2 protein-coding genes (1 of these 2 only partly in view) are annotated in these 23293 nt (G+C 69.9%); both read left to right on the forward strand.

Going from position 1 to position 23293, the window contains the following annotated elements:
* Entirely contained in the window at nt 1–17154 is a 17154-nt protein-coding gene (locus FMP39_RS05235; protein ID WP_228557685.1) for a non-ribosomal peptide synthase/polyketide synthase, read from the forward strand.
* On the forward strand, nt 17147–23293 hold the beginning of the coding sequence (locus tag FMP39_RS05240) for a non-ribosomal peptide synthetase/type I polyketide synthase (protein WP_141588881.1). Its footprint extends 6999 nt past the window's final position; the window shows 6147 of its 13146 coding nt (coding positions 1–6147); the start codon lies at nt 17147–17149; the stop codon falls past the right edge of the window. The genes FMP39_RS05235 and FMP39_RS05240 overlap by 8 nt, the downstream gene beginning before the upstream one ends.

Here is a 23293-nt window from a genome sequence, read left to right on the forward strand (position 1 = left end):
ATGCGCTCCCACTCGGCCGCGACACTGCTGGAGCTCCTCGAAACGCAGACCCGGTCCCTGGGTGAACGGCCGCTGTTCACCTTCCTGGAGGATGGCGGGGATGACGCGGTCCTGAGCTACGCCGGGTTGGATTTGCGAGCCCGGCGCATTGGCGCGGCACTCCAGGCCCTGGCACGAGCGGGCGAGCGGGCGGTGCTCCTCTATCCACCGGGCCTGGAGTACGTCGCGGGTTTCTTCGGCTGCTTGTATGCCGGGTTGGTCGCCGTCCCAGCCTATCCACCGGACCCGATGCGGCTGGAGAGGACCTTGCCTCGGCTGCGCGCCATCATCCGGGATGCGCGCGCGAGCGTCGTGCTCACTACCTCCTTCATCCAGGAGATGGGAGAGGGGCTCTTCGAAGGCGCCCCCGAACTCGCCGCGCTTCGCTGGGTGGCCACCGACGCGTTGCCCGAGGGGACCGAGGCGGGGTGGCGCCGTCCGGAGCCTTCGTGGGACACGTTGGCCTTCCTTCAATACACGTCCGGCTCCACGGGGGATCCGAAGGGCGTGCAGCTCAGCCACGGGAACCTGCTGCACAACCTGGGGCTGATCTCCCACGCGTTCCAGGTCCGCTCGGACAGCGTGGGCGTCATCTGGCTGCCGCCGTACCATGACATGGGCCTGATTGGCGGCATCCTCCAGCCGCTCTACGCGGGCTTCCCGGTGGCGCTGATGTCGCCGCTCGCGTTCCTTCGCCGCCCACGGTTCTGGTTGGAGTCACTGTCTCGCTTCGGTGGCACCATCAGCGGTGGCCCGTGCTTCGCCTTCGACCTGTGCGTGAGGAAGGTGCCTCCCGCAGAGCGTGAGGGGTTGGACCTGCGTCGCTGGGAGCTGGCCTTCTGTGGGGCCGAGCCCATCCGTCCGGAAGTCATGACCCGCTTCTCGGAAGCCTTCGCGCCCGTGGGCTTCCAGCGCGAGGCGCTCTATCCCTGTTATGGGCTCGCGGAAGGCACGCTGATCGCCTCGGGTGGGCGCAAGGGCGAAGGTGTCCTCACGCGGACGTGGGACGCCCAGGCGTTGGAGCGGAACGAGGCGCTGGCGGCCGAGGACGGCCCCGGGGCGCGCCCGCTGGTGGGGTGCGGCCAGACGCTGCATGAGCAGACGCTGCTCGTCGTGGACCCGGAGACGCGTCGCGCTTGCCCGCCCGAGCGGGTGGGAGAGATCTGGGTCTCTGGTCCCAGCGTGGCCCACGGCTACTGGGAGCGGCCCGAGGAGAGCGAAGCGGCGTTCGGGGCACGCTTGGCGGATTCGGACAGCGGCCCCCGGTTCCTGCGGACGGGAGACCTGGGCCTGCTGAAGGACGGCGAGCTGTTTGTCGTGGGCCGGCGCAAGGACCTCATCATCCTCCGCGGGCGCAACCTGCATCCGCAGGACCTGGAGCTGACGCTGGAGCGCAGCCATTCGGCGCTGCGGCCCGGTTGTGGCGCGGCGTTCTCCATCGACGTGGGCGGTGAGGAGCGGCTCGCGGTGATGTACGAGGTGGATTCGCGCAAGCCGTGGACCGCCGAGGACGTGGTGGGCGCCGTCCGACGGGGGCTGGCGGAGACGCATGAGGTCCAGCTCCACACGCTCGTCCTCATCGAGCCGGGTACGCTGCCGAAGACGTCCAGCGGGAAGATTCAGCGGCGTGCTTGCAGGGCCGAATGGCTCGCGGGGACGGCTCGGGCGCTGCTGACCTGGAGCGAGTCGGAAGCAGACGCGCCCCAGGCCGAGGCTCCCGCGCCTGACATCACCGCGGCCGAGCCGCTCACCGTGGAGGCACTGGAGGCGTGGCTGCTGGCGCGGATCGCCGCGCGGCTTCGCGTCCGTCCGGAGGCGTTGGCGACGGATGCGCCCATCACGTCCTTCGGTCTGGACTCACTAGGCGCCGTGGAGCTGGCGAACGACGTCGAGGCCCTGGGCGTGGTCCTTCGCATGGAGGTCCTGCTTCAAGGGCCGACGGTGGGGGAACTCGCGCGGACCCTGTTTGTGGCGCGTGGGAAGTCCGCTGGCGCGGAGCTGATGCGGGGCGAGGAGAAGACGCCCGCGCCGCTCTCCTCCGCGCAGCAGCGACTGTGGCTGTTCGAGCAGTTGGCGCAGGGAAGCGCCGCGTATCACCTGCCGGCGGCGGTACGGCTCACAGGTGCACTGGATGAGGTGGCGCTGGAGCATGCCTTCGCTGCAATCGTTCAGCGCCACGCGGCGCTCCGGGCGACGTTCCGCGACGAAGATGGCACGCCGTCGCAGGTGACCTCGTCGGTGCCGGTGTCATCACTTCGCCGGGTGGACCTCCGTGACGTCCCGGTGGATGCCCGCGAGGAGGCCGCGATTCGTCTGGCCCACGAGGAAGCGCGGGCGCCGTTCGACCTCGAGCGCGGTCCGCTGCTCCGGGCCACGCTGTTTCAATGGGACGCGCACGAGCACCTGCTCGTCGTGGTGATGCACCACATCGCCTCGGATGGTGCCTCGTTCGCCATCCTGGCCCGTGAGCTGAGCGCGCTGTACGCGGGTGATGCTTCGCTCCCGCCGTTGGCCTTCCAGTACCCCGACTTCGCGCGCTGGCGCCGCGAGGTCGAGGCGGACGGCGCCCTGGCCACGTCGCTCGACTGGTGGAAGGCGCGGCTGGCCGGGGGGGCCGCGGCGCTGGAGTTGCCCGCGGATCGGTCTCGACCGCCCATGCCGTCCTATCGCGGTGGCCGCGTGGCGGTGCGGTTCCCAGAGGCGCTGACGGCTCGGCTGGAGGCGTTGGGTCGGAGCGAAGGCGCCACGTTGTTCATGACGTTGCTGGCGGCTTTCGAAGTGCTGCTCGCTCGTCATTCGGGGCAGGCGGACTTCTGCGTCGGAACGGCCGTCAATGGGCGTGAGCGGGCGGGACTCGAAGGGTTGATGGGATGCTTTCTCGACCTGGTCGTCCTGCGCGCGTCCGTGCCTGGCTCATCACGTTTCCGCGAACTGTTGGGACAGACGCGGGAAGGTGTGCTGGCGGCCTTTGCTCACCGGGGCGTTCCTTTCGAGCGGCTGGTCGACGCCGTCCAACCCACGAGGGACCCCTCGCGCGCACCCTTGTTCCAGGTGCTGTTCGTGCTCCAGCCGGAGCCCGGCGCGGGACTGGCGCTGCCCGGCCTGGAGTCTCGCCGCGTGGAGGTGGACCCGGGGGCCACGCCCTACGATTTGACGCTGTCGCTGGCTCGAGGGCCGGAGGGACTGGGAGGGTGGCTCGAGTACGCCACGGACCTGTTTGATGCGGGCACCGCCGCGCGACTGGTGGCGCGGCTGGGCGTGCTTCTGGAATCCATTGTCGCGGACCCTGACCAGCGCATCGCCATGCTCCCGCTGTTGCCTGAGGCAGAGCAGCGGCAGGTGCTGGTCGACTGGAATGACACGCGGGCGGAGTTCCCGGAGACGTGCATCCATGCGCTCGTGGAGTCGCAGGCACTGCGCACGCCGGACGCCGTTGCCGTGGTGTGTGGCGACGGGGTCCTCACGTACCGTGAGCTGAACCAACGAGCGAATGCCGTGGCATGGCGGCTGCGCGAGCAGGGCGTTGGCCCTGAATGCATCGTGGGCCTCTTCGCCGACCGCTCCGTGGACCTGGTCGTGGGCCTGCTGGGCATCTTCAAGGCGGGTGGTGCGTACCTGCCGCTGGACCCGTCGTATCCAGATGCTCGGCTCGCGCTGATGCTGGAGGACTCTGGCGCCTCGGTGGTGCTCGCCCACCGGCATCTGGCGGGCGCGCTTCCGGTCGGCGATAGGACCGTGGTTCCGCTGGATGTGGCTGGCGAGGCGGATGCCGCGCCACCGGGAGCCGGGGGGCCCGACAACCTGGCCTATGTCCTCTACACCTCGGGCTCCACCGGCAAGCCCAAGGGCGTGCTGATTCCACACCGCAATGTCGTCAGCTTCTTCACGGGCATGGACGCGCGCGTGGGGACCGAACCGGGGACGTGGCTCGCGGTGACGAGTGTCTCCTTCGACATCTCCGTGTTGGAGTTGCTCTGGACGCTGGCGCGCGGCTTCAAGGTCGCCGTGCAGGGCGAGCAGGGGGCCCTAGGGGTCGCACCGCGCCGGGTGACGCGAACGCGCCAGAAGCCTCTGGGCTTCAGCCTCTTCTACTTCGCGGCGGACGAGGGGGCTCCAGGCGCGGAGCGTTACCGGCTGTTGCTCGAGGGCGCGCGGTTCGCGGACCGTCATGGCTTCCAGGCGGTGTGGACGCCGGAGCGCCACCTCCATGCGTTTGGTGGGCTCTATCCCAATCCGTCCGTGACGAGCGCGGCCATCGCCGCCGTCACCGAGCGCGTAGCCATCCGCGCCGGCAGCGTCGTGCTGCCTCTGCACCACCCCGTGCGCGTGGCCGAGGAGTGGTCGCTCGTCGACAACCTGTCGAAGGGCCGCGTCGGCATCTCCGTGGCGCCGGGCTGGCACGCGGATGACTTCGTCCTCGCGCCAGAGCGGTATGCGGAGCGCCGGGAGCTGGCACGGCGAGACCTGGACACGTTGCGGCGGCTCTGGCGCGGTGAGTCGCTGTCGTTCCCCAATGGCGCGGGGACGTCCATCGATGTCCGCATCCGTCCGAGCCCCGTGCAGCGCGAGCTCCCTGTGTGGCTGACCGCCGCTGGCAATCCGGACACCTTCCGCGAAGCGGGCCGGCTGGGCGCGGGCGTCCTGACGCACCTCTTGGGACAGCGGTGGGAGGAACTGGAGTCACGCATCGCGCTCTACCGCGAAGCCTGGCGCGAGGCGGGCCACGAGGGCGAGGGCCATGTGACGCTGATGCTCCACACGTTCGTGGGGCACGACGTGGAACGCGTGCGCGAGACGGTCGAAGCGCCGCTGCGGCGCTACCTGAGCAACTCCGCGGACCTGATGCGCGGGTTGGGCCGGACGCTGGGCGTGGACCTGGATCCCGCATCGGTGCGTCCAGAGGACCTGGACGCGCTCGTGGGACGGGCTTTCGGGCGCTTCTTCGAAGGGGCGGGGCTCTTCGGGACGCCGCGCACCTGCCGGGAGCAGGTGGCGCGCATCGAGGCGCTGGGCGTGGATGAGGTCGCGTGCCTCATCGACTTCGGCGTGGACACGGATGCCGTGCTCGCCAGCCTTCCGGCGCTGGATGCCGTGCGGCAGCGCTGCGAGCGGGACTTCCGGCTTCAGTCGCAGGAGGAAATCACCGTGCCCGCGCAGCTTCGCCGGCACGGCGTCACGCATCTGCAATGCACGCCCTCCCTGGCCCAGGCGCTGATCTTGGAGCCCGGTGCGGCCGGGGCGCTCGCGGGGCTGGAGCGCCTGCTCGTCGGCGGTGAGGCGCTGTCCGCGGAATTGGCGGCACGGTTGCGGGACACCGTGGGGGGAGCGCTGCTCAACATGTACGGCCCCACGGAGACCACCATCTGGTCCTCGTCGCACGCCGTGGATGGTTCGCCGGGGCCAGTGCCCATTGGTACGCCCATCACCAACACGTCGCTGTACGTGCTGGATGCGGAGCTGCGGCCGTTGCCCGTGGGTGTGCCCGGTGAGCTCTACATCGGTGGCATGGGTGTCGCTCGGGGCTATCACGCGCGGCCGGACCTGACCGCCGAGCGATTCCTCCCGGACCCGGCGTCCTCCAACGCTGGTGCCCGGATGTATCGAACGGGCGACCGGGCTCGGTGGCGAGCGGATGGGACGGTGGAGTTCCTGGGCCGGGTGGACCACCAGCTCAAGGTCCGTGGCTTCCGGGTGGAGCCTGGCGAAATCGAGTCCGTGCTGGCGCGGCACTCCGACGTGGCGCAGGCCGTGGTCGTGGCGCGGGAGGAGTCTGCTGGAGGCGCGCGCCTGGTCGCGTACGTCGTCGCTCGGCCAGGTACGGCGCTTTCGGTGGAGGCGCTGCTGGCTTTCTCCCGGCGCTCCCTGCCGGAGCACATGGTGCCTTCGGCGTTCGTGCCACTCGATGCGCTCCCGTTGACGCCCAACGGGAAGGTGGACCGGAAGGCGTTGCCCGCGCCGGAGGGCGTACGTGACGTCGCTCGGGAGTACGTGGCGCCTCGAACGGACACTGAACGCCGCTTGGCCGAGCTGTGGGCCTCGTTGCTGGGCGTGGAGCGGGTTGGCGCGGAGGACGACTTCTTCGCGCTGGGCGGGCACTCGCTGCTGGCCACGCGCGCCGCCTCCCGGATTCGTGAGGCGTTCGGGGTGGACCTGCCCCTGCGTGAGCTGTTCGAGTCGTCCTCTCCTGCGGCCTTGGGGGCGCGCATCGATGCTCGCCTCCTGGGGGCGTCCGGGGTGCCTCCGTTGGTGGCCCGGTCTCACGAAGGGGCGCTGCCGCTGTCCTTCGCGCAGCAACGGCTCTGGTTCCTGGAGCAGCTCGAGCCCGGCGGCGCCGCGTACAACGATGCGGTGGCTGTTCGTGTGGAGGGGGCGCTCGATGTGGCGTTGCTGGAGCGCGCTCTGAGAGAGGTGGTCCGGCGGCACGAAGTCCTCCGCGCCACCTTCCACGATGAAGGCGGCACGCCTTCCTGGCGCATCCATCCCGAGGCCCGGCTTGCGCCGGACCGGGTGGACCTGACCTCGCTGTCGGGGGCTGCTCAGGCGGAGGCCCTGTCGTTGCGATTGGCGGAGGCGTCGCTGCGGGCATTCGACCTCGGCGCGGGACCGCCGCTTCGAGCCACGCTGCTCCAATTGAGCGCGCGGGAGCACGTGCTCTTGTTGGTGCTGCACCACCTGGTGACGGATGGCGCGTCCATGGGCGTGCTCGTGCTCGAGGTGGCGGCACTCTATCGGGCCTTCTCCCAGGGGAAGGTTTCGCCGTTGTTGCCGCTGCCGCTCCAGTATGTGGACTACGCGGCGTGGCAACGCGACTGGCTTCGCGGCGAGGCGTTGGAGGCGCAACTCGCGTACTGGCGGACCCGGTTGGGAGGGGCACCTCGGACGCTGGACCTGCCCACGGACCGGCCTCGACCGGCCGTCCGCAGCAGTCGTGGCGTGAGCCGAAGCGTGCTCCTGGGCTCGGAGTTGTCGCGTGCGCTGAAAACGTTGGCCCAGCGCGAGGGCGCCACGCCCTTCATGGTGCTGCTGGCGGGCTTCTCCGCGCTGCTGTCCCGTCATGGCGGGCAGGATGACCTGTGCGTGGGAACGCCGGTGGAGGGTCGTGATCGGACCGAGCTGGAAGGGCTCATTGGCTGCTTCGTCAACACGCTGGTCCTGCGCATGTCGCTGGCGGGCGCGCCGTCCTTCCGGGAGTTGATTGGCCGCGCGCGGGAGACCGTGCTGGGGGCCTTCGCGCACCAGGACGCACCCTTCGAGGAACTGGTGAAGGCGCTCCAGCCCGAGCGCGACTTGGGCCGCAGCCCGCTGTTCCAGGCCATGCTCGTGATGCAGGAGGACCCGCTGCCAGAGTTGGTGATTCCGGGGCTGCGGCTGAACGTCCAGCCGCAGCCGAGTCTCACGGCGAAGTTCGACCTGCGACTTATCATCACTGACACGGCGGACGGCTTCTCCGCGAACCTGGAGTTGAGCACCGACCTGTTCGAGCCGGAGACCGCAACGCGCCTGCTGGAGCACCTGCGCGTCCTGTTGGAGGCGGGCGTCCGTGAGCCAGGACAGCAGGTGCACGCGCTTCCCCTGATGACCTCGGCGGAGCGGCACCGGGTCCTGGTGGCGTGGAATGACACGGACCGCCCTCGGCCGGGAGTGAGCGTCCTGCATCGGCTCATCGAAGCGCAGGTGGACCGCACACCGGATGTCGTGGCGCTGAGCTTCGAGAGCGACACCCTCACGTATCGGGAGCTGGACCGGCGCGCGAATCAGCTCGCGCGCTACCTGCGGGCCCGAGGCGTGGGGCCGGACACGCGGGTTGCGCTGTGCGTGGAGCGTTCGCTGGAGATGGTGGTGGGGCTCCTCGGCGTGCTCAAGGCGGGGGGCGCCTACGTGCCGCTCGACCCGGAGTACCCCCGCGAGCGACTGGAGTACATGCTCGCGGATGCCGCGGCGCCGGTGCTGCTGACGCAGGCTCGGTTGTCGGAACGCCTGCCTCGGGGCGACGCCACCGTGGTGTGTCTGGACTCGGAGTGGGACGCGGTGGCGCGCGAGCGCGAGGAGCGTCTCGATGTGACTGTGGAAGGGAGCGGGCTGGCGTACGTCCTCTACACCTCGGGCTCCACGGGCCGGCCCAAGGGGGCGATGAACACGCATGCCGCCATCTGCAACCGGCTCCTGTGGATGCAGGAGACCTATGGGCTGGATGCGAGCGACCGCGTCCTCCAGAAGACGCCGTTCAGCTTCGACGTCTCCGTGTGGGAGTTCTTCTGGCCGCTGCTGGCGGGCGCGCGGTTGGTGATGGCGCGGCCTGGCGGGCACCGGGAGCCCGCGTACCTGACGGACACCATCGCTCGCGAGCACATCACCACGTTGCACTTCGTGCCGTCCATGCTCCGGCCCTTCCTGGAGGAGACGGAGCTGGCGGTGTCCTGCGCCAGCCTGAGAAGGGTGTTCTGCAGTGGCGAGGCGCTGCCTCCCGAGCTGAGGGACCGCTACTTCTCATGCCTGCTCGCCGAGCTTCACAACCTCTACGGCCCGACGGAGGCCGCGGTGGACGTGACGGCGTGGGCCTGCTCACGTGAGGACCGTGGGCATGTCGTGCCCATCGGGCGTCCCATCACCAACGCGCAGATGTACGTGCTGGATGCGCGGCTGCGTCCCGTGCCGACGGGTGTGCCGGGTGAGCTGTACATCGGGGGGGCACCGCTGGCGCGCGGCTACTGGCAGCGGCCGGACCTGACCGCTGAGCGATTCCTCCCGGACCCCTTCGCGGCGCAGCCGGGGGCGCGGATGTACCGGACGGGCGATCAGGCCCGCTTCCTGGCGAATGGCGCCATCGAGTACCTGGGCCGCCTGGATGACCAGGTGAAGGTACGGGGCTTCCGCATCGAGCTGGGAGAGATTGAAGCCGTGCTGTCCCTGCACCCCGGAGTGCGTGCGGCGGCGGTGGCGATTCGAGAGGACGTCCCGGGAGACCGGCGCCTCGTGGCGTACGTGGTCGCGTCTTCGGGGGACGTGGCATCGGAGCTTCGGGCCTTCCTCGGTGAGCGACTGCCCGAGCACATGGTGCCGTCGGCCTTCGTCACGCTGGACGCGCTCCCGCTGTCGCCCAGTGGGAAGCTCGACCGTCGTGGCCTCCCCGCACCGGTGCGGGGAGTGCACGGGTGTGGTGCGTCCCACGTCGAGCCGCGTAACGCGCTGGAACTCGAGCTCGCGCACATCTGGGCGGGCGTTCTGGGCGTCGAGCGGGTAGGCGCCGAGGACCGCTTCTTCGAGCTGGGCGGTGACTCCATCCTCGCGCTTCAGGTAATTGCGCGGGCGCGGCAGGTGGGCATCCACCTCACCGCGCGCCAGCTTTTCCAGTATCCGACGGTGGCAGGGCTGGCCCAGGTGGCGACGAGCCGTCGTCGCGTGGGAGACCAGGGCCCGGTTGTAGGGCCCGTGCCGCTAACGCCCATCCAGCGGTGGTTCGTCGAGCGCGAGCTTCCCGAAGCGCATCACTTCAACCAAGCGTTGATGCTGGAGCCCCGTGAGCGCCTGGAGTCGGACGTGCTGGCGCGTGCATTGCGGGCGCTCGTGGACCATCACGATGCGCTGCGACTGCGGCTGTCGCGGAATGAGGCGGGGTGGGCGCAGTCGTGCGCGGAGCCAGGGGGCGACGTGCCACTGCGTCTCGTGGACCTGTCCGGGTTGGATGCAACCGCGCGAGCCGTGGCGATGGAGCGCACCGCCACGGAGGAGCAGGCGGGTTTGGACCTGAACGCGGGGTGCCTCCTGCGCGCGGTGTTGTTCGACCCGGGGCCAAATCGGACAGGGCGGTTGCTGCTGGTCATCCACCACCTCGCGGCGGACGGTGTCTCCTGGCGCGTGTTGTTGGAGGACCTGGAGACGGCGCTTGGGCAGCTTGCCCGTGGCGAGCTCGTGGCGCTTCCCGCGAAGACGACGTCGTTCCAGGCCTGGGCACGACGGCTGGAGGCGCATGCCGCCTCGGGAGTGCTCGCGGAGGAGGGGGCCTACTGGCGGGACGTGCTGAGCGTGGATGTGGCCGCGCTTCCTCGGGATGCACCGGGTGGGGTGAACTCGCAGGGCTCGGAGCGCGTCGTCACAGTGGCGCTGGATGCCGACGTGACGCACTCGCTGCTTCGTGCATCGGCGGCGATGTCACAGCCGGGCCTTGAAGACGTGCTCCTCACGGGTGTTGCGAGCGCGCTGGCCCGATGGAGTGGCGAGCGCCGACTGCGCATCGACCTGGAGGGCCACGGGCGCGACGAGCTGTTCGACGACGTGGACCTCTCCCGCACGGTAGGGTGGTTCACCGCGTTGTTCCCCGTGCGTCTGGAGTTGCCGGAGGGGTTGGCGGCCGCTTCCGTGCTCGCGTCGGTTCGCGCGGCACGCGAGCATCGGAAGGGCAGAGGCGTTGGATATGGCCTGCTGCGCTACCTCCGTCATGAGGCCGGCGCTTCGTCTGAGGTCCTCTTCAACTATTTGGGGCAGCTCGACTCGGGTGCCCGGGACTCGGCGCTGTTCACGCTGGCGCCCGAATCCACGGGGGCCTCGCAGGGGACGCGTGGGCTCCGGAGCCATGTGTTGGAGGTGGTGGCTCGCGTCGTGGGCGGACGCCTGGAGTTGGCCTGGCATTACAGCGAGGCGCTGCATTCGCGCGCGCGCATCGAAGCCCTGGCGCGTCACTGTGTCGAAACGTTGGTGGAACTCGCGAGCGCGACGGAGGAGCGTCATGCGCTCTCACCCCTCCAGCATGGGTTGTTGTTCCAGGTGCTGCTGGAGCCCGGCACCGGCGCGTACTTTGAGCAGCGAAGCTGGACGCTCGCCGGTCCGCTGAACGCCGGAGCACTCCGGCGGGCATGGGAGGCGGTGTCCGAACGACATTCCTCACTGCGCACCTCGTTCCTCTGGGAGGGGTTGGAGGCCCCTGTCCAGGTGGTCCATGCACGCGCGACCCCCGTGTGGACTGAGCTCGACTGGCGCGGGCGCTCCTCGGAGGAACAATCCCAGTCACTGGCCGCGTTCCTGCGTGAGGACCGGGCGCAGGGCTTTGTCCTGTCGCAGGCGCCGCTGATGCGGCTGGCGCTGATTCGACTGGAGGACCATGCCTGGCGGTTCGTCTGGAGCTTCCATCACCTGCTGCTGGATGGGTGGAGTCTGGCGCGCGTCCTTGGCGAGGTGCTCGATGCTTACGCGGCGATTGCCGCGGGGACAGATTGGCGCCCGCCCGCCGCGATGGATTTCCGCGCCTACGTCGAATGGCTGGGGCGCCGCCGACCTGAGCAGGACGAAGCCTTCTGGCGGGAGCAACTTGAGGGCATCGAAGCGCCGACGCCATTGCCTGCGGAAGGAGGCTCCACCGCTGCGCATGACACGGGTGAGCACGCGCTGGATTTGGACGAGGCCGATACCGCTGCGCTCCAGGAGTTCGCACGCCGCCATGGGCTCACGCCGAGCACCCTGGTCCACGGTGCGTGGGCGTTGCTGTTGTCTCGCTATGGGGGCGGGCAGGACGTCATGTTCGGGACGACGCTCGCGGGCCGTCCGCCGGAGCTATCGGGCATCGAGGAAGCCGTCGGGTTGTTCATCCACTCGCTCCCGGTTCGCGCGCGTATCCAGCATGGCGCCGAGTTGCTGCCCTGGCTGAGCGAGCTTCAGTCCCTGCTGGTGGAGCTGGGACAACGGGAGCACGTCCCGCTCACCCAGCTTCAGGGGTGGAGTGACATTCCCCGAGGCACGCCGCTCTTCGAGAGTCTCCTCGTGTTCGAGAACTACCCGGTGGATGCGGCGCTCGCGCGCGGTGCGGCCGGGTTGGAGCTGCGGGACTTCGCGGCCTTCGAACGCACGCACTATCCGCTGACTGCCGTGGTGGTTCCGGGCCGCTCCATGCGGCTGAAGCTGCTGTACCGACAGGAGCGAATCTCAAAGGTCGCCGCCGAGCAGTTGCTGACGCACTGGCGCGGGCTGCTTCAGGCGATGTGGAGTCGTCCTGAGCAGCGGCTGGGCGACGTGTCCCTGCTGTCGGAGGCCGAGCGGCGCCGCATGCTGGTGGATTGGAACGCCACCGCGACCCCGTACCCCCGCGAAGCCACGGTGCATTCGCTGTTCGAGTCCCAGGCCGCGCGGACGCCAGAGACCGTGGCGGTGCGGTATGGCGGCACGTCGCTGACGTACGCCGAGCTGAACGCGCGGGCGAACCAGGTGGCGCGCCGGCTGGGCGCCTTGGGAGTCCGACGTGGGACTCACGTGGGCCTCTGCGTGGAGCGCTCCGCCGAGCTGGTCGTTGGGATGCTGGGCATCCTCAAGGCGGGGGCGGCCTACGTGCCTCTGGACCCGGCGTACCCGCGCGAGCGGCTCGCATGGATGATCGCGGATGCGGGGGCACCCGTACTGCTGACGCAGGAGCGGCTGCGGGGTGCGGTGCCTTCGGAGAGCGTGAGTGTCCTCACGGTGGAGGAGGTCTCGGCACAAGTGGACGTCGCTGAAACGGCGGCGCTTGGAGCCGAAGTCGGCGCAGTGGATGCCGCCTACGTCATCTACACCTCCGGCTCCACGGGGACTCCCAAGGGCGTCTGCGTTTCCCATCAGGCCGTGGTCCGGCTGGTGGTTGAGACGGACTTCATCCGCGTGGTGCCCGAGGATCGCGTGGCGCAGGCATCCAATGCTTCGTTCGACGCGGCCACGTTCGAAATCTGGGGTGCGCTCCTCAACGGTGCCCGAGTGGTTGGCGTGGAGCGGGAGACAGCGCTCTCCCCGAGTGCCTTCGCGTCCTGGCTGCGGGAGGAGGGCATTCGCGTCCTCTTCCTCACGACGGCTTGGTTCAACCAGGTGGCCGCGGAAGTGCCGGACGCCTTCAGCGGGTTGAGACAGCTCCACTTCGGAGGAGAGGCCGTGGACCCGAGGCCGGTCCGCCGTGTCCTTCGTGAAGGTGCTCCCGAGCGGCTGCTGCACGTCTATGGCCCCACGGAGAACACCACCTTCTCCACGTGGCACCTCGTGACGGACGTGCCCGAGGGAGCCGTATCGATTCCCATCGGGAAGCCGCTGGCGAACACGGTTCAGTACGTGCTCGACGAGGACATGGCGCCGGTGCCGCCAGGAGGCGTGGGGGAGCTGTGGCTTGGTGGCGACGGACTCGCCTGGGGCTATCTGGGACAACCCGCGCTGACGGCGGAGCGCTTCGTTCCGAACCCGTTCAGCGAGCGCCCGGGGACGCGGCTCTACCGGACAGGTGATCGGGTCCGTCTGTTGGCGGATGGGGCGGTGACCTTCGAGGGCCGCGTGGACGCGCAGGTGAAGGTGCGAGGCTTCCGCGTGGAGCCGGGCGAGGTCGAGGCCGCGCTGCTGCGTCACCCGGACGTCCGGCAAGCCGTGGTGTTGGCGCGAGAGGATGAAGCAGGGGGCTCGCGGCGCCTGGTGGCCTACGTCGTACCGACCGCGGAGGCCGCCGCGACTCCCGAGCCTTCGCTCCTGCGGACCTTCCTCGCCGCGCACTTGCCGGCGTACATGATGCCTGCCGCCTTCATGGTGCTGGAGCGTCTGCCCCTGACGCCCAACGGCAAGGTGGACCGGCGTGCACTGCCCGCGCCCACCGTCGAATTGGAGGTCATCGCACCGAGAGGCCCCGAGGAGGAATTGCTCGCGCGACTCTTTGGTGAGCTGCTCGGCGTCTCCCGGGTTGGAGCGTCCGACAGCTTCTTTGATTTGGGTGGTCACTCCCTGCTGGCCACTCGGGTCGTCACGCGGATTCACGCCACCTTTGGCGTCGCCTTGTCGCTGCGGGAGCTCTTCGACAACCCGACCGTGGCGAGGCTGGCCGGGCGCATCCGCGAGGCCCGGCAGCCATCTGGCGCGGCGCGCCCGCCGCCCATCGTCCCAGTGTCCAGGGACAACCCCTTGCCACTGTCCGCGATGCAGGAGCGCTTGTGGTTGCTGGAGCAGCTCCAGCCGGGCACGGCCCTCTACAACGTCCCCTGGGCCGCATGGCTCTCCGGGCCGCTGGACGTGCCGGCCTTGGAGCGGGCGCTGGCGGGGCTGTTCCTCCGTCACGAAGCCCTGAGGACCACCTTCTCTAGCAACGCGGGAGAGCCTGTCCAAGTCATCCATCCGAGCGGCAACGTAGCGCTTCTCGTGGTCGACCTTGGGGGGCTTCCGGAGGAGACGCGTGAAGCACAGGCCGTGCTCGCCGCGTTGGAGGAGGCTCGCCGCCCGTTCGATCTGGTGAATGGACCACTGTGCCGGGCATTGCTGATTCGCAAGGCTGATGATTCGCACCTGCTGGTCCTCACGCTGCACCACATTGTCTCGGACGGGTGGTCGCTGGGCGTCGCCGTGCGGGAACTTTCGGCGCTCTACGCCGCGGAGCTGCAGGGCCGGCCTTCCTCGCTGCCAGTGCCCACCATCCAGCCAGCGGACCATGCGGTGTGGCAGCGCCAGTGGTTGCAGGGAGAGGCACTCGCGGCGCAGGTCGGATACTGGAGAAGGCAGCTCGCCGGAGCGCCGCCCGTCCTGGAGCTCCCCAAGGACTTCCCCCGGCCGAGCTTGCAGCGCTTCCGGGGTGACACGCTGGCGGTGCGTTTCCCCGCCGAGCTGTCGGAGGCGTTCCGTGCGCTCTGCATTCGCGAAGGCGTCACGCCCTTCATGGGCCTGCTGGCGGCCTTCCAGCTCTTGCTGTCGCGGGTGTCGGACCAGGAGGACGTGTGTGTGGGAACGCCCATCGCGGGCCGGCAGCAGCCTGGGCTGGAGAACCTGATTGGCTTCTTCGTCAACACGCTGGTGCTCCGCGCGCGTCTGCCGCGCTCGAGCTCCTTCCGTGAACTCCTGCGGCAGGTGCGGGAGACGACGTTGGACGCGTACGCCCACCAGGACGTTCCGTTCGAGAAGCTGGTGGAGGCGCTGCAACCACCTCGGAGCTTGAGCCACGCGCCCCTGGTGCAGGTGGTGCTCGCGCTCCACGAAGCCTCGCACCAGGACGTCGCGCCGGAAAGGCTGGCCCTGCGCCCAGTGGAGCTGGCCTCGGGGACAGCGAAGTTCGACCTCACGTTGTCCCTGACGGACGCGGCAGAAGGGTTCACCGGAACCTTGGAGTTCGACGCGGACCTCTTCACGCAGGAGACGGCCGCGCGGCTGATGAAGGGGCTCCGGGTGTTGCTGGAGAGCGCGGTGGCGGATGCGGGCCAACGCCTGGGCGAGCTGCCGATGATGGACACAGCGGATCGTCAGCGCCTGCTCGTGTCGTGGAACGACACCGCGGTGGAGTACCCCCGAGAGGCGTGCCTCGCGGAGCTCTTCGCGGCGCAGGCGGCGCGCTCGCCGGAGGCAGTCGCAGTGGTGTGCGAGGAGGCTCGGCTCACCTACGCGGAGCTGGACCGGCGGGCGAACCAGCTTGCGTGGTACCTGCGCAAGCGTGGCGTGGGACCGGGAACACCGGTGGGGCTGTGCGTGCAACGTTCGCTCGACCTGGTGGTGGGGATGCTCGGCATCCTCAAAGCCGGTGGCGCCTACGTGCCGTTGGACCCCACGTACCCCCGCGAGCGCCTGGCCTTCATGGTGGAGGACACGCGCCTGCCCGTGGTGCTGGCGCAGCAAGCGGTTGTGGCTTTGCTGCCTTCGGGCAGTGCGGACGTGGTGCTCCTGGATTCGGCCTGGGATGAAATCGCGTGTGAGTCCACGGTTTCTCCTCGCGTGACGGTGCCGGCGGAGTCGCTGGCGTATGTCATGTACACGTCGGGCTCCACGGGGCGGCCCAAGGGCGTCTGCGTGCCGCAGCGCGCGGTGGCTCGGCTAGTGCTGGGCTCCCGATTCGCGCGTTGGGGCGCGGGCGAGGTCTTCCTCCAGTTGGCGCCCATCTGCTTCGACGCCGCCACCTTCGAGCTGTGGGGCGCGCTGCTGCACGGCGCGAAGCTGGTCCTCTTTCCAGCGCAGCCTCCCACGGTGGACACACTCAAGGACGTGCTGGCACGTCACGGTGTCACCACGTTGTGGCTCACGGCCGCGCTCTTCGAGGCGCTCTCCGCCGCGAGGCCGGACGCCCTGGATGGCGTGCGGCAGCTCCTGGCGGGCGGTGACGTGCTCCCACCGGCAGCGGTGCGGGAGCGGCTTGGGCGCGGCGGCATCCTGGTCAACGGGTATGGGCCCACCGAAGGCACCACCTTCACCTGCTGCCATGTGATGGAGGGCGCCGTCGCGCCGGGGGCCATTCCCATTGGCCGGCCCATCGCCAACACGCGGGTGTACGTGGTGGACGCGGCGTTGCGCCCCGTGCCGGTGGGCGTACCGGGTGAGCTGCTCATCGGTGGAGACGGCCTGGCCTGGGGTTATCAGGGACGGCCGGAGCTGACGGCGGAGCGCTTCGTTCCGGACTCCTTCGGCTCGGAGGCGGGCGGGCGGCTGTACCGGACGGGCGACAGCGTGCGCTACCGCGAGGACGGCACGCTGGAGTTCCTCGAGCGGTTGGACGGTCAGGTGAAGGTGCGTGGCTACCGGGTGGAGCCAGGCGAGGTGGAGGAGGCGTTGCGCCTGCACCCGTCGGTGGCCGAGGCGGTGGTGGTGGCGCGGCCCGACCGCGCGGGAGGCAAGCGGCTGGTGGCCTACGCAGTGCCTCGGACAGGGGAGACGTTGGACCCCCACGGCCTTCGTGGCTTCCTGGCGGAGTCGCTGCCCGAGTTCATGGTGCCTTCCGCGCTGGTCCCGTTGACGGCGCTGCCGCTCACGCCCGTGGGCAAGCTGGACCGGCGCGCGCTGCCGGAGCCGGAGGTCTCGCGTCCAGCAGGGAGTGCCTTCGTGGAGCCCACCACCGCGCTGGAGCGTCAGGTGGCGGCGCTCTGGGCGAAGGTGCTCGGCGTGGAGCGGGTCGGTGTGGAGGACCACTTCTTCGCGGACCTGGGCGGCAGCTCCATGTCCGTGGTCAAGGCGTGCGCATTGCTGCGCGACGAGCTGAAGCGCGACGTTCCGGCGACGCGCTTCTTTGAACATCCCACGGTCCGCGCGTTCGTCATGTCCCTGGAGCGGGACGGCGAGACGGCGGCAGACACCCAGGACAATGAGGCCCACGTGGATCGCGCCCAGCAGCGGCGTCAGGCGATCCGCCGGCAGGGTCGGCGAGGGAATCACGGCAATGGCTGAGCTTGATGACATGCAGGGTGAGGACTCCAGCAGCGACATCGCGGTCATCGGCATGGCGGGGCGCTTCCCGGGCGCTCGCAACCTGGGTGACTTCTGGAACAACGTCCGAGGCGGCGTGGAGTCCATCTCGTTCTTCTCCGAGGACGAACTGGAGCGCTCGCCGCTCATCCCCGAGGACCTTTGGCGGCACCCGCGCTTCATCCGCGCGGGGGGCATCCTCGAAGGCGCGGACGGCTTCGATCACGGCTTCTTCGACATCCCGCTGCGCGAGGCGCAGTGGATGGACCCGCAGCAGCGCGTGTTCCTCCAGTGCGCCTGGGCGGCGATCGAGGACGCGGCGTATGACCCCTCTCGTTACAAGGGTCGCATCTCGCTCTACGCGGGCGCCGGTTCGTCCGGCCACCTGCTGAACCTGCTGAGCGAAGCGCGGAAGGACGCGGGCGCGGGCCTGGAGTTGGCCACCGCGGGCCCGGAGAGCCTGGCGATGAAGGCGTCCTTCAAGCTCCAGCTCCGGGGCGAGAGCGTCGCCGTCTACACCGCGTGCTCCACTGGCCTGGTCGCCATCCACATGGCCTGTCAGAGCCTGCTGACGCGGCAGTCGGACATCGCGCTCGCGGGCGCGGTGCGAATCGCCAGTCCGCAGCGCACGGGTTACCTGCACCAGGATGGGCTCATCTTCTCGCCGGACGGGCACTGCCGCGCCTTCGACCACCGCGCGGGTGGCACCGTGGCGGGCAACGGCGCGGGCGTGGTGGTGCTCAAGCTGCTGTCGGACGCGCTGCGGGACGGTGACCACGTCCACGCGGTCATCAAGGGCTCGGCCGTCAACAACGACGGTCAACAGAAGGTCGGCTACACGGCGCCGAGCATCGAGGGCCAGACGGAGGTCGTCGCGGACGCGCTGGCTTATGCGGGCCTGGGTGGTGACGACATCAGCTACGTGGAGGCTCACGGCACGGGCACGTCGCTGGGCGACCCCATTGAAATCGCCGCGCTGACGCGGGCGTTCCGGAAGACGACGGAGCGCTCGGGCTACTGCGCCATCGGCTCGCTCAAGACGAACCTGGGGCACCTGGATGCGGCGGCCGGCGTGGCGGGGTTCATCAAGGTAGTCCTGTCGCTTCAGCACGGCGAGTTGCCGCCGAGCCTCCACTTCGAGCGCGCCAACCCGGAGATTGACTTCGAGCGCAGCCCGTTCTTCGTCAACACCGCGCTCAAGTCGTGGCCGCGGGAGAATGGGCCGCGCCGTGCGGGTGTGAGCTCCTTCGGCATCGGTGGGACCAACGCCCACGTCGTGCTGGAAGAGGCGCCCCCGGAGGCGGAGAAGGCGCGCGGTCACCGTCCATTGCACGTGGTGACGTTGTCCGCTCGGACGCCGTCCGCCCTGGAGGTGATGGCGCGCGAGCTGGCGACGCACGTGGAGTCCGCGCCGGGACTGGCGCTGGAAGACGTGGCCTTTACCCGGAACGTGGGCCGTCGTTCCTTCGAGCATCGCCGCGCGGTGGTGGCGGCGGATGGGGCTGAACTGGCGGAGCGGTTGCGCAAGCCCGCGGCGGTGGAGGCGGGGCGGAATCGCCGCGTGGCCTTCCTGTTCCCGGGGCAGGGGGCGCAGGCGGTGGGCATGGGCCGCGAGCTGCACGCGGTGGAGCCGGGCTTCCGGAAGGACGTGGACGCGGCGCTGGCACGGCTGGAGCCCTCGCTTGCCGCCGAGGTGCGCGCGCTCCTGTTACCCGCGCAGGGGCATGAGGCCGTCGCGGCCCAGAAGCTGGCGGACCCTCGCGTCGCGCTGCCCGCGCTCTTCATCGTCGAGCACGCACTGGCCCGACTCTGGATGTCCTGGGGCGTCCGGCCGCATGCGGTGCTGGGCCACAGCTTTGGTGAGTACGCCGCGGCCTGCGTGGCGGGTGTGTTGTCTCCGGAGGACGGCCTGCGGCTCGCGGTGATGCGTGGCGCGCTCATGGCGCGGATGCCCGCTGGCGCGATGCTCGCGGTGGGGTTGGAGGAGGCGGAGGTCCTTCCGTTGCTCGGCGAGGGACTTTCGCTGGCGGCTGTCAACGGCGAGGGCCGATGTGTCGTCTCGGGCCCGGTGCAAGCCATTGAGGCGTTGCAGGCCACGCTGTCGAGCCGCGGCGTGGGCATGGTGCGGTTGCCTTCGGCCCATGCCTTCCACTCCAGCGCCGTGGAGCCGCTGATGGTGGACCTGGCGCGGGCGGTGTCCTCGCTGCGCCTCCAGGCGCCGGCGCTACCGTATGTGTCCAGCCTCACGGGCACGTGGATTCGTCCGGAAGAGGCCACTGACCCCACGTACTGGGCTCGGCAGATGCGGCAGCCGGTGCGCTTCGCCGCGGGCCTGGAGACGCTTTTCGCGGATGGGTGCAGTGTCCTGCTGGAGGTGGGACCAGGGACGGACCTGACGTCGCTGGCGCGGGGACGGGCGCGCAAGGAGCGGCAGCTCGTCGTGGCGCCTTCGCTGCGCCGCCGGCCCACGGAGAGCGATGCCCGTGGGCTGTTGCAGTCCCTGGGAGACCTCTGGGCGGCCGGTGTGGACGTCGCCTGGGAGAAGTTCCATGGCGCGGAGCCTCGCCGCCGCGTGTCGCTGCCCACGTATCCGTTCGAGGAGAAGTCCTGCCGTTTGGAGTCGTCAGGCGCGCCGCTCGCGTTGCCCACGGCCTCCGGGCCGGTGGCAGGGGCCGCGCTGGCCGGCAACAGCTCCGTGCTTCCCCTCGCCACCCCTGGCGCATCGGCTCCCGTCACGGTTGGGGAGATCCAGCAGCGCGTCATGGATATCTGGCGCGAGCGTCTGGGCGCAGTGGAGGTCGGCCCGGATGACGACTTCCTGGAGCTGGGTGGCAACTCACTGATGGCGGCGCAGATGCTGACCCGTCTGCGTGAGACGTTCTCCGTACAGCTCCCGCTGAGCGCGCTGTTCGAGGCCCCCACCGTGGCGGGCATCTCGGCGCGCATCGAGGCGATGCTCCAGGCGGCGGGTCCCCTGGAGGGCAGGGCGGCATCCGAGGTGATGTTCCGCATCGACCGCGCGGGTGAGCTGCCGCTGTCCGTGGTGCAGGAACGCGTCTGGCGGATGGAGCAGCTCGACCCGGGGAACCCGTCCCTCAACATGCCCCTGGCGGTGCGCATCTCAGGCGCGCTGGATGCCCCGGTCCTGGAGCGGAGCGTCAACGAAGTCATCCGCCGGCATGAGATGCTCCGCGCGACGTACCGCGTGGAGGACGGGCGCGTGCGCCAGCGGTTCTCCGCCGAGGTCCGCATCCAGGTGCCCGTGGTGGACCTGCGTTCCCATGGGGGGGACCGGGAGGCGGAGGCGCTGCGGCTGGCATTGGACGAGGCGGTGCGGCCGTTCTCCCTGGAGCACGGGCCCATCGTCCGCGCCAGTCTGCTGCGCCTGGCCGAGACCGAGCACCTGATGCTGCTCACGGTGCATCACATCGCCTCGGACACGCTGTCCATGGTGGCTTTCTTCCGTGAGGCCGCGGCGAACTATCAGGCGTTCCTCGCGGGGCAGCCCGCTCCGCTGCCGGAGCTGGCGGTGCAGTACGTGGACGCGGCGGCCTGGGAGCGCCGCTCGCTCGCGGGTGGAACACTGGCGGCTCAGGAGGCGTACTGGCGCGAGGTGCTGGCGGACCTGCCTCCGTCGTTGGAGCTGGCGGCGGATCGGCCGCGAGGGGCCGACCTGCGGCTGCGCGGCGCCCGCTTCCCGGTGGCCTTCTCGCGTGAGCTCAGCGCGGCGTTGATGGGCTTCAGCCAGCGCGAGGGGGTGACGCCCTTCATGACGCTACTGGCGGCCCTGGCGTCGGTGCTCGCTCGGTACTCGGGGCGCGAGGACATCGTGGTGGGGACGCCGGTGGGCAACCGTGCCCGTGGCGAGCTGGAGCCCCTCATCGGCTTCGTGGCCCATGCGATGGCGCTGCGCACCGATCTGTCAGGTGACCCGTCGTTCCGCGAGCTGGTGGCGCGTGCTCGTGAGACGACGGTTGGCGCGTCCAGTCACCAGGACGTCCCCTTCGAGCACCTGCTGCCGTTGGTGGCCTCCGGCAGGGACCCGGCACGCTCGCGGCTGTGTGACGCGGCGCTGGTGCTGCACGCGCACGTCACCACGGCGCCGCCCTCCGTGGCGGGCCTGGACATGCAGTTGGTGGAGGTGCCGGGAACGCCCGCGCAGTTCGGTGCCACGCTCGGTGAGCTGACGCTGCTGCTGAACGAGAGCGAGAGCGGCGGCTTCCACGGTTTCATCGAGTACGCCACCGACCTCTACGACGAGCCGCGCATCGCGCGCCTGTCGGCCCACCTCCAGACGTTGCTCGGGGCGGCCCTCGCGAACCCCGACCTTCGCGTGTCACGGATGCCGCTGGCGGCACCGGAGGAACGGAGCGCTGTCGCGCGGGGGCCTGCGTCCTCGGTGCAGAGCCTCCAGGTCGAGGGCCTCGCGATTCCCAGCATGCCGCCCGCCGGTGGGTCGTCGAGCATCGGGCATCGGGACCTCGCGGATGTGACTGTGCTGGCTCGATTCGCGTCGTGGGTGAAGCGGACGCCGGACGCGGTGGCCATCAGCATGGGTGAGCGCCGCCTGTCGTGGCGGGAGCTGTCGGAAAGGGCCCGAGGTCTCGCGGCCCGGTTGAAGCAGGATGGCGTAGGCCGGGACGTGCCGGTGGCGGTGCGCATCACGCCATCCGTGGAGTCGGTCATCGCGCTTTGGGGCGTGCTGGAGGCCGGAGGCGCGTGCCTCCCCGTGTCGGCTGGTGAGGTCGCGGAGCTGGCGTCCCTGCTTCCTGCGCAAGGATCTCGGTTGTTGCTGGTGCCTCGCACGGAGGACGTGCCGGCGTTGCCGAAGGGAATCCGCGCCATCGCGGTGGACTCCGTCGATTCGAGCGCGGATGCGACGGCGCCCGTGCCCGGGGAGAGGCTGGCCTTCATCGTTCCAGCGCCTGAAGCGCTGGGAGGCCACGGCCGGGTCATGCTGAGCCACCGCAACGTGGCGCACGTGTTGGCCTCCCTGGATGCCCGGACGGGCGCGAGCGGGGGGGACGTGTGGTTGGCGGTGGGTGGTCCTTCGGCTGACCCGTCGGGACTGGACCTGCTGTGGGCACTGGCGCGTGGGATGCGCGTCGTCCTTCCGCCCGAGCAGCTCGCCGCGCGCTTCGCCGTCCTGGGCCGCAAGCCGGACATCCGGCGGCCTCTCGACTTCAGTCTTTCGTACTTCGCCAACGATGAGGACTCGCTGGGCGAGGAGAAGTACGAGCTGCTCCTCGAAGGCGCGAAGTTCGCGGACGCACACGGTTTCTCCGCGGTCTGGACGCCGGAGCGGCGCTTCCACTCCTTCGGCGGTTTGTATCCACAGCCTTCGGTGGTCGGCGGCGCGCTGGCGATGCTCACACGGCACGTGCAGATTCGCGCGGGCAGCGTGGTGTTGCCGCTCCATGACCCCATCGAAGTCGCCGAGCAGTGGTCCGTGGTGGACAACCTGTCCCGTGGACGCGTGGGGCTTTCATTCGCCACGGGGTGGCACGCGAACGACTTCTCGCTCTCACCGGGGACCTTCGACCGGCGGCGCGAGGTGCTCATCGAGCGCCTGGAGGAAGTGCGGCGACTGTGGCGCGGCGGCACGGTGCTGCGGCGCAACGGCGCGGGCAATGAAGTGGAGCTGGCTCTGCGCCCCAAGCCGAAACAGGCGGAGCTGCCGGTCTGGCTGACGTCCACGGGCAACCCGGAGACGTTCCGGAAGGCCGGTGAGGTGGGGGCGGGCATCCTCACCAACGTGCTGGGCCTGGGCTCCAATCTGGACGAACTGGCGACGAAGGTGGCGCTGTACCGCGAGACGTACCGCAAGGCGGGACACGGCTCAGGCCAGGGGCACGTCACGTTGATGCTCCACACCTTCCTCGGCCAGGACCTGGACGAGGTGCGCGAGGCCGTGCGCGAGCCGCTGCTGCGGTACTTCCGCAGCTCGGTGGACGTGTTCGCCAACCTGGTGGCCAGCCAAGGTCTTCAGGTGGACGTGCGTGGCCTCACGCCAGAGGACGTGGAGGTGATGCTCGGCCAGGGGGTGGAGCACTACATCAAGGAAGGTGGCCTCTTCGGCTCGGTGGAGGACTGCGTGCGCGTGGTGGAGCGCGTGCGCTCC

The sequence above is a fragment of the Myxococcus sp. AB056 genome (assembly GCF_006547365.1).
In the GTDB taxonomy this organism is placed as follows: Bacteria; Myxococcota; Myxococcia; order Myxococcales; family Myxococcaceae; genus Myxococcus; species Myxococcus virescens.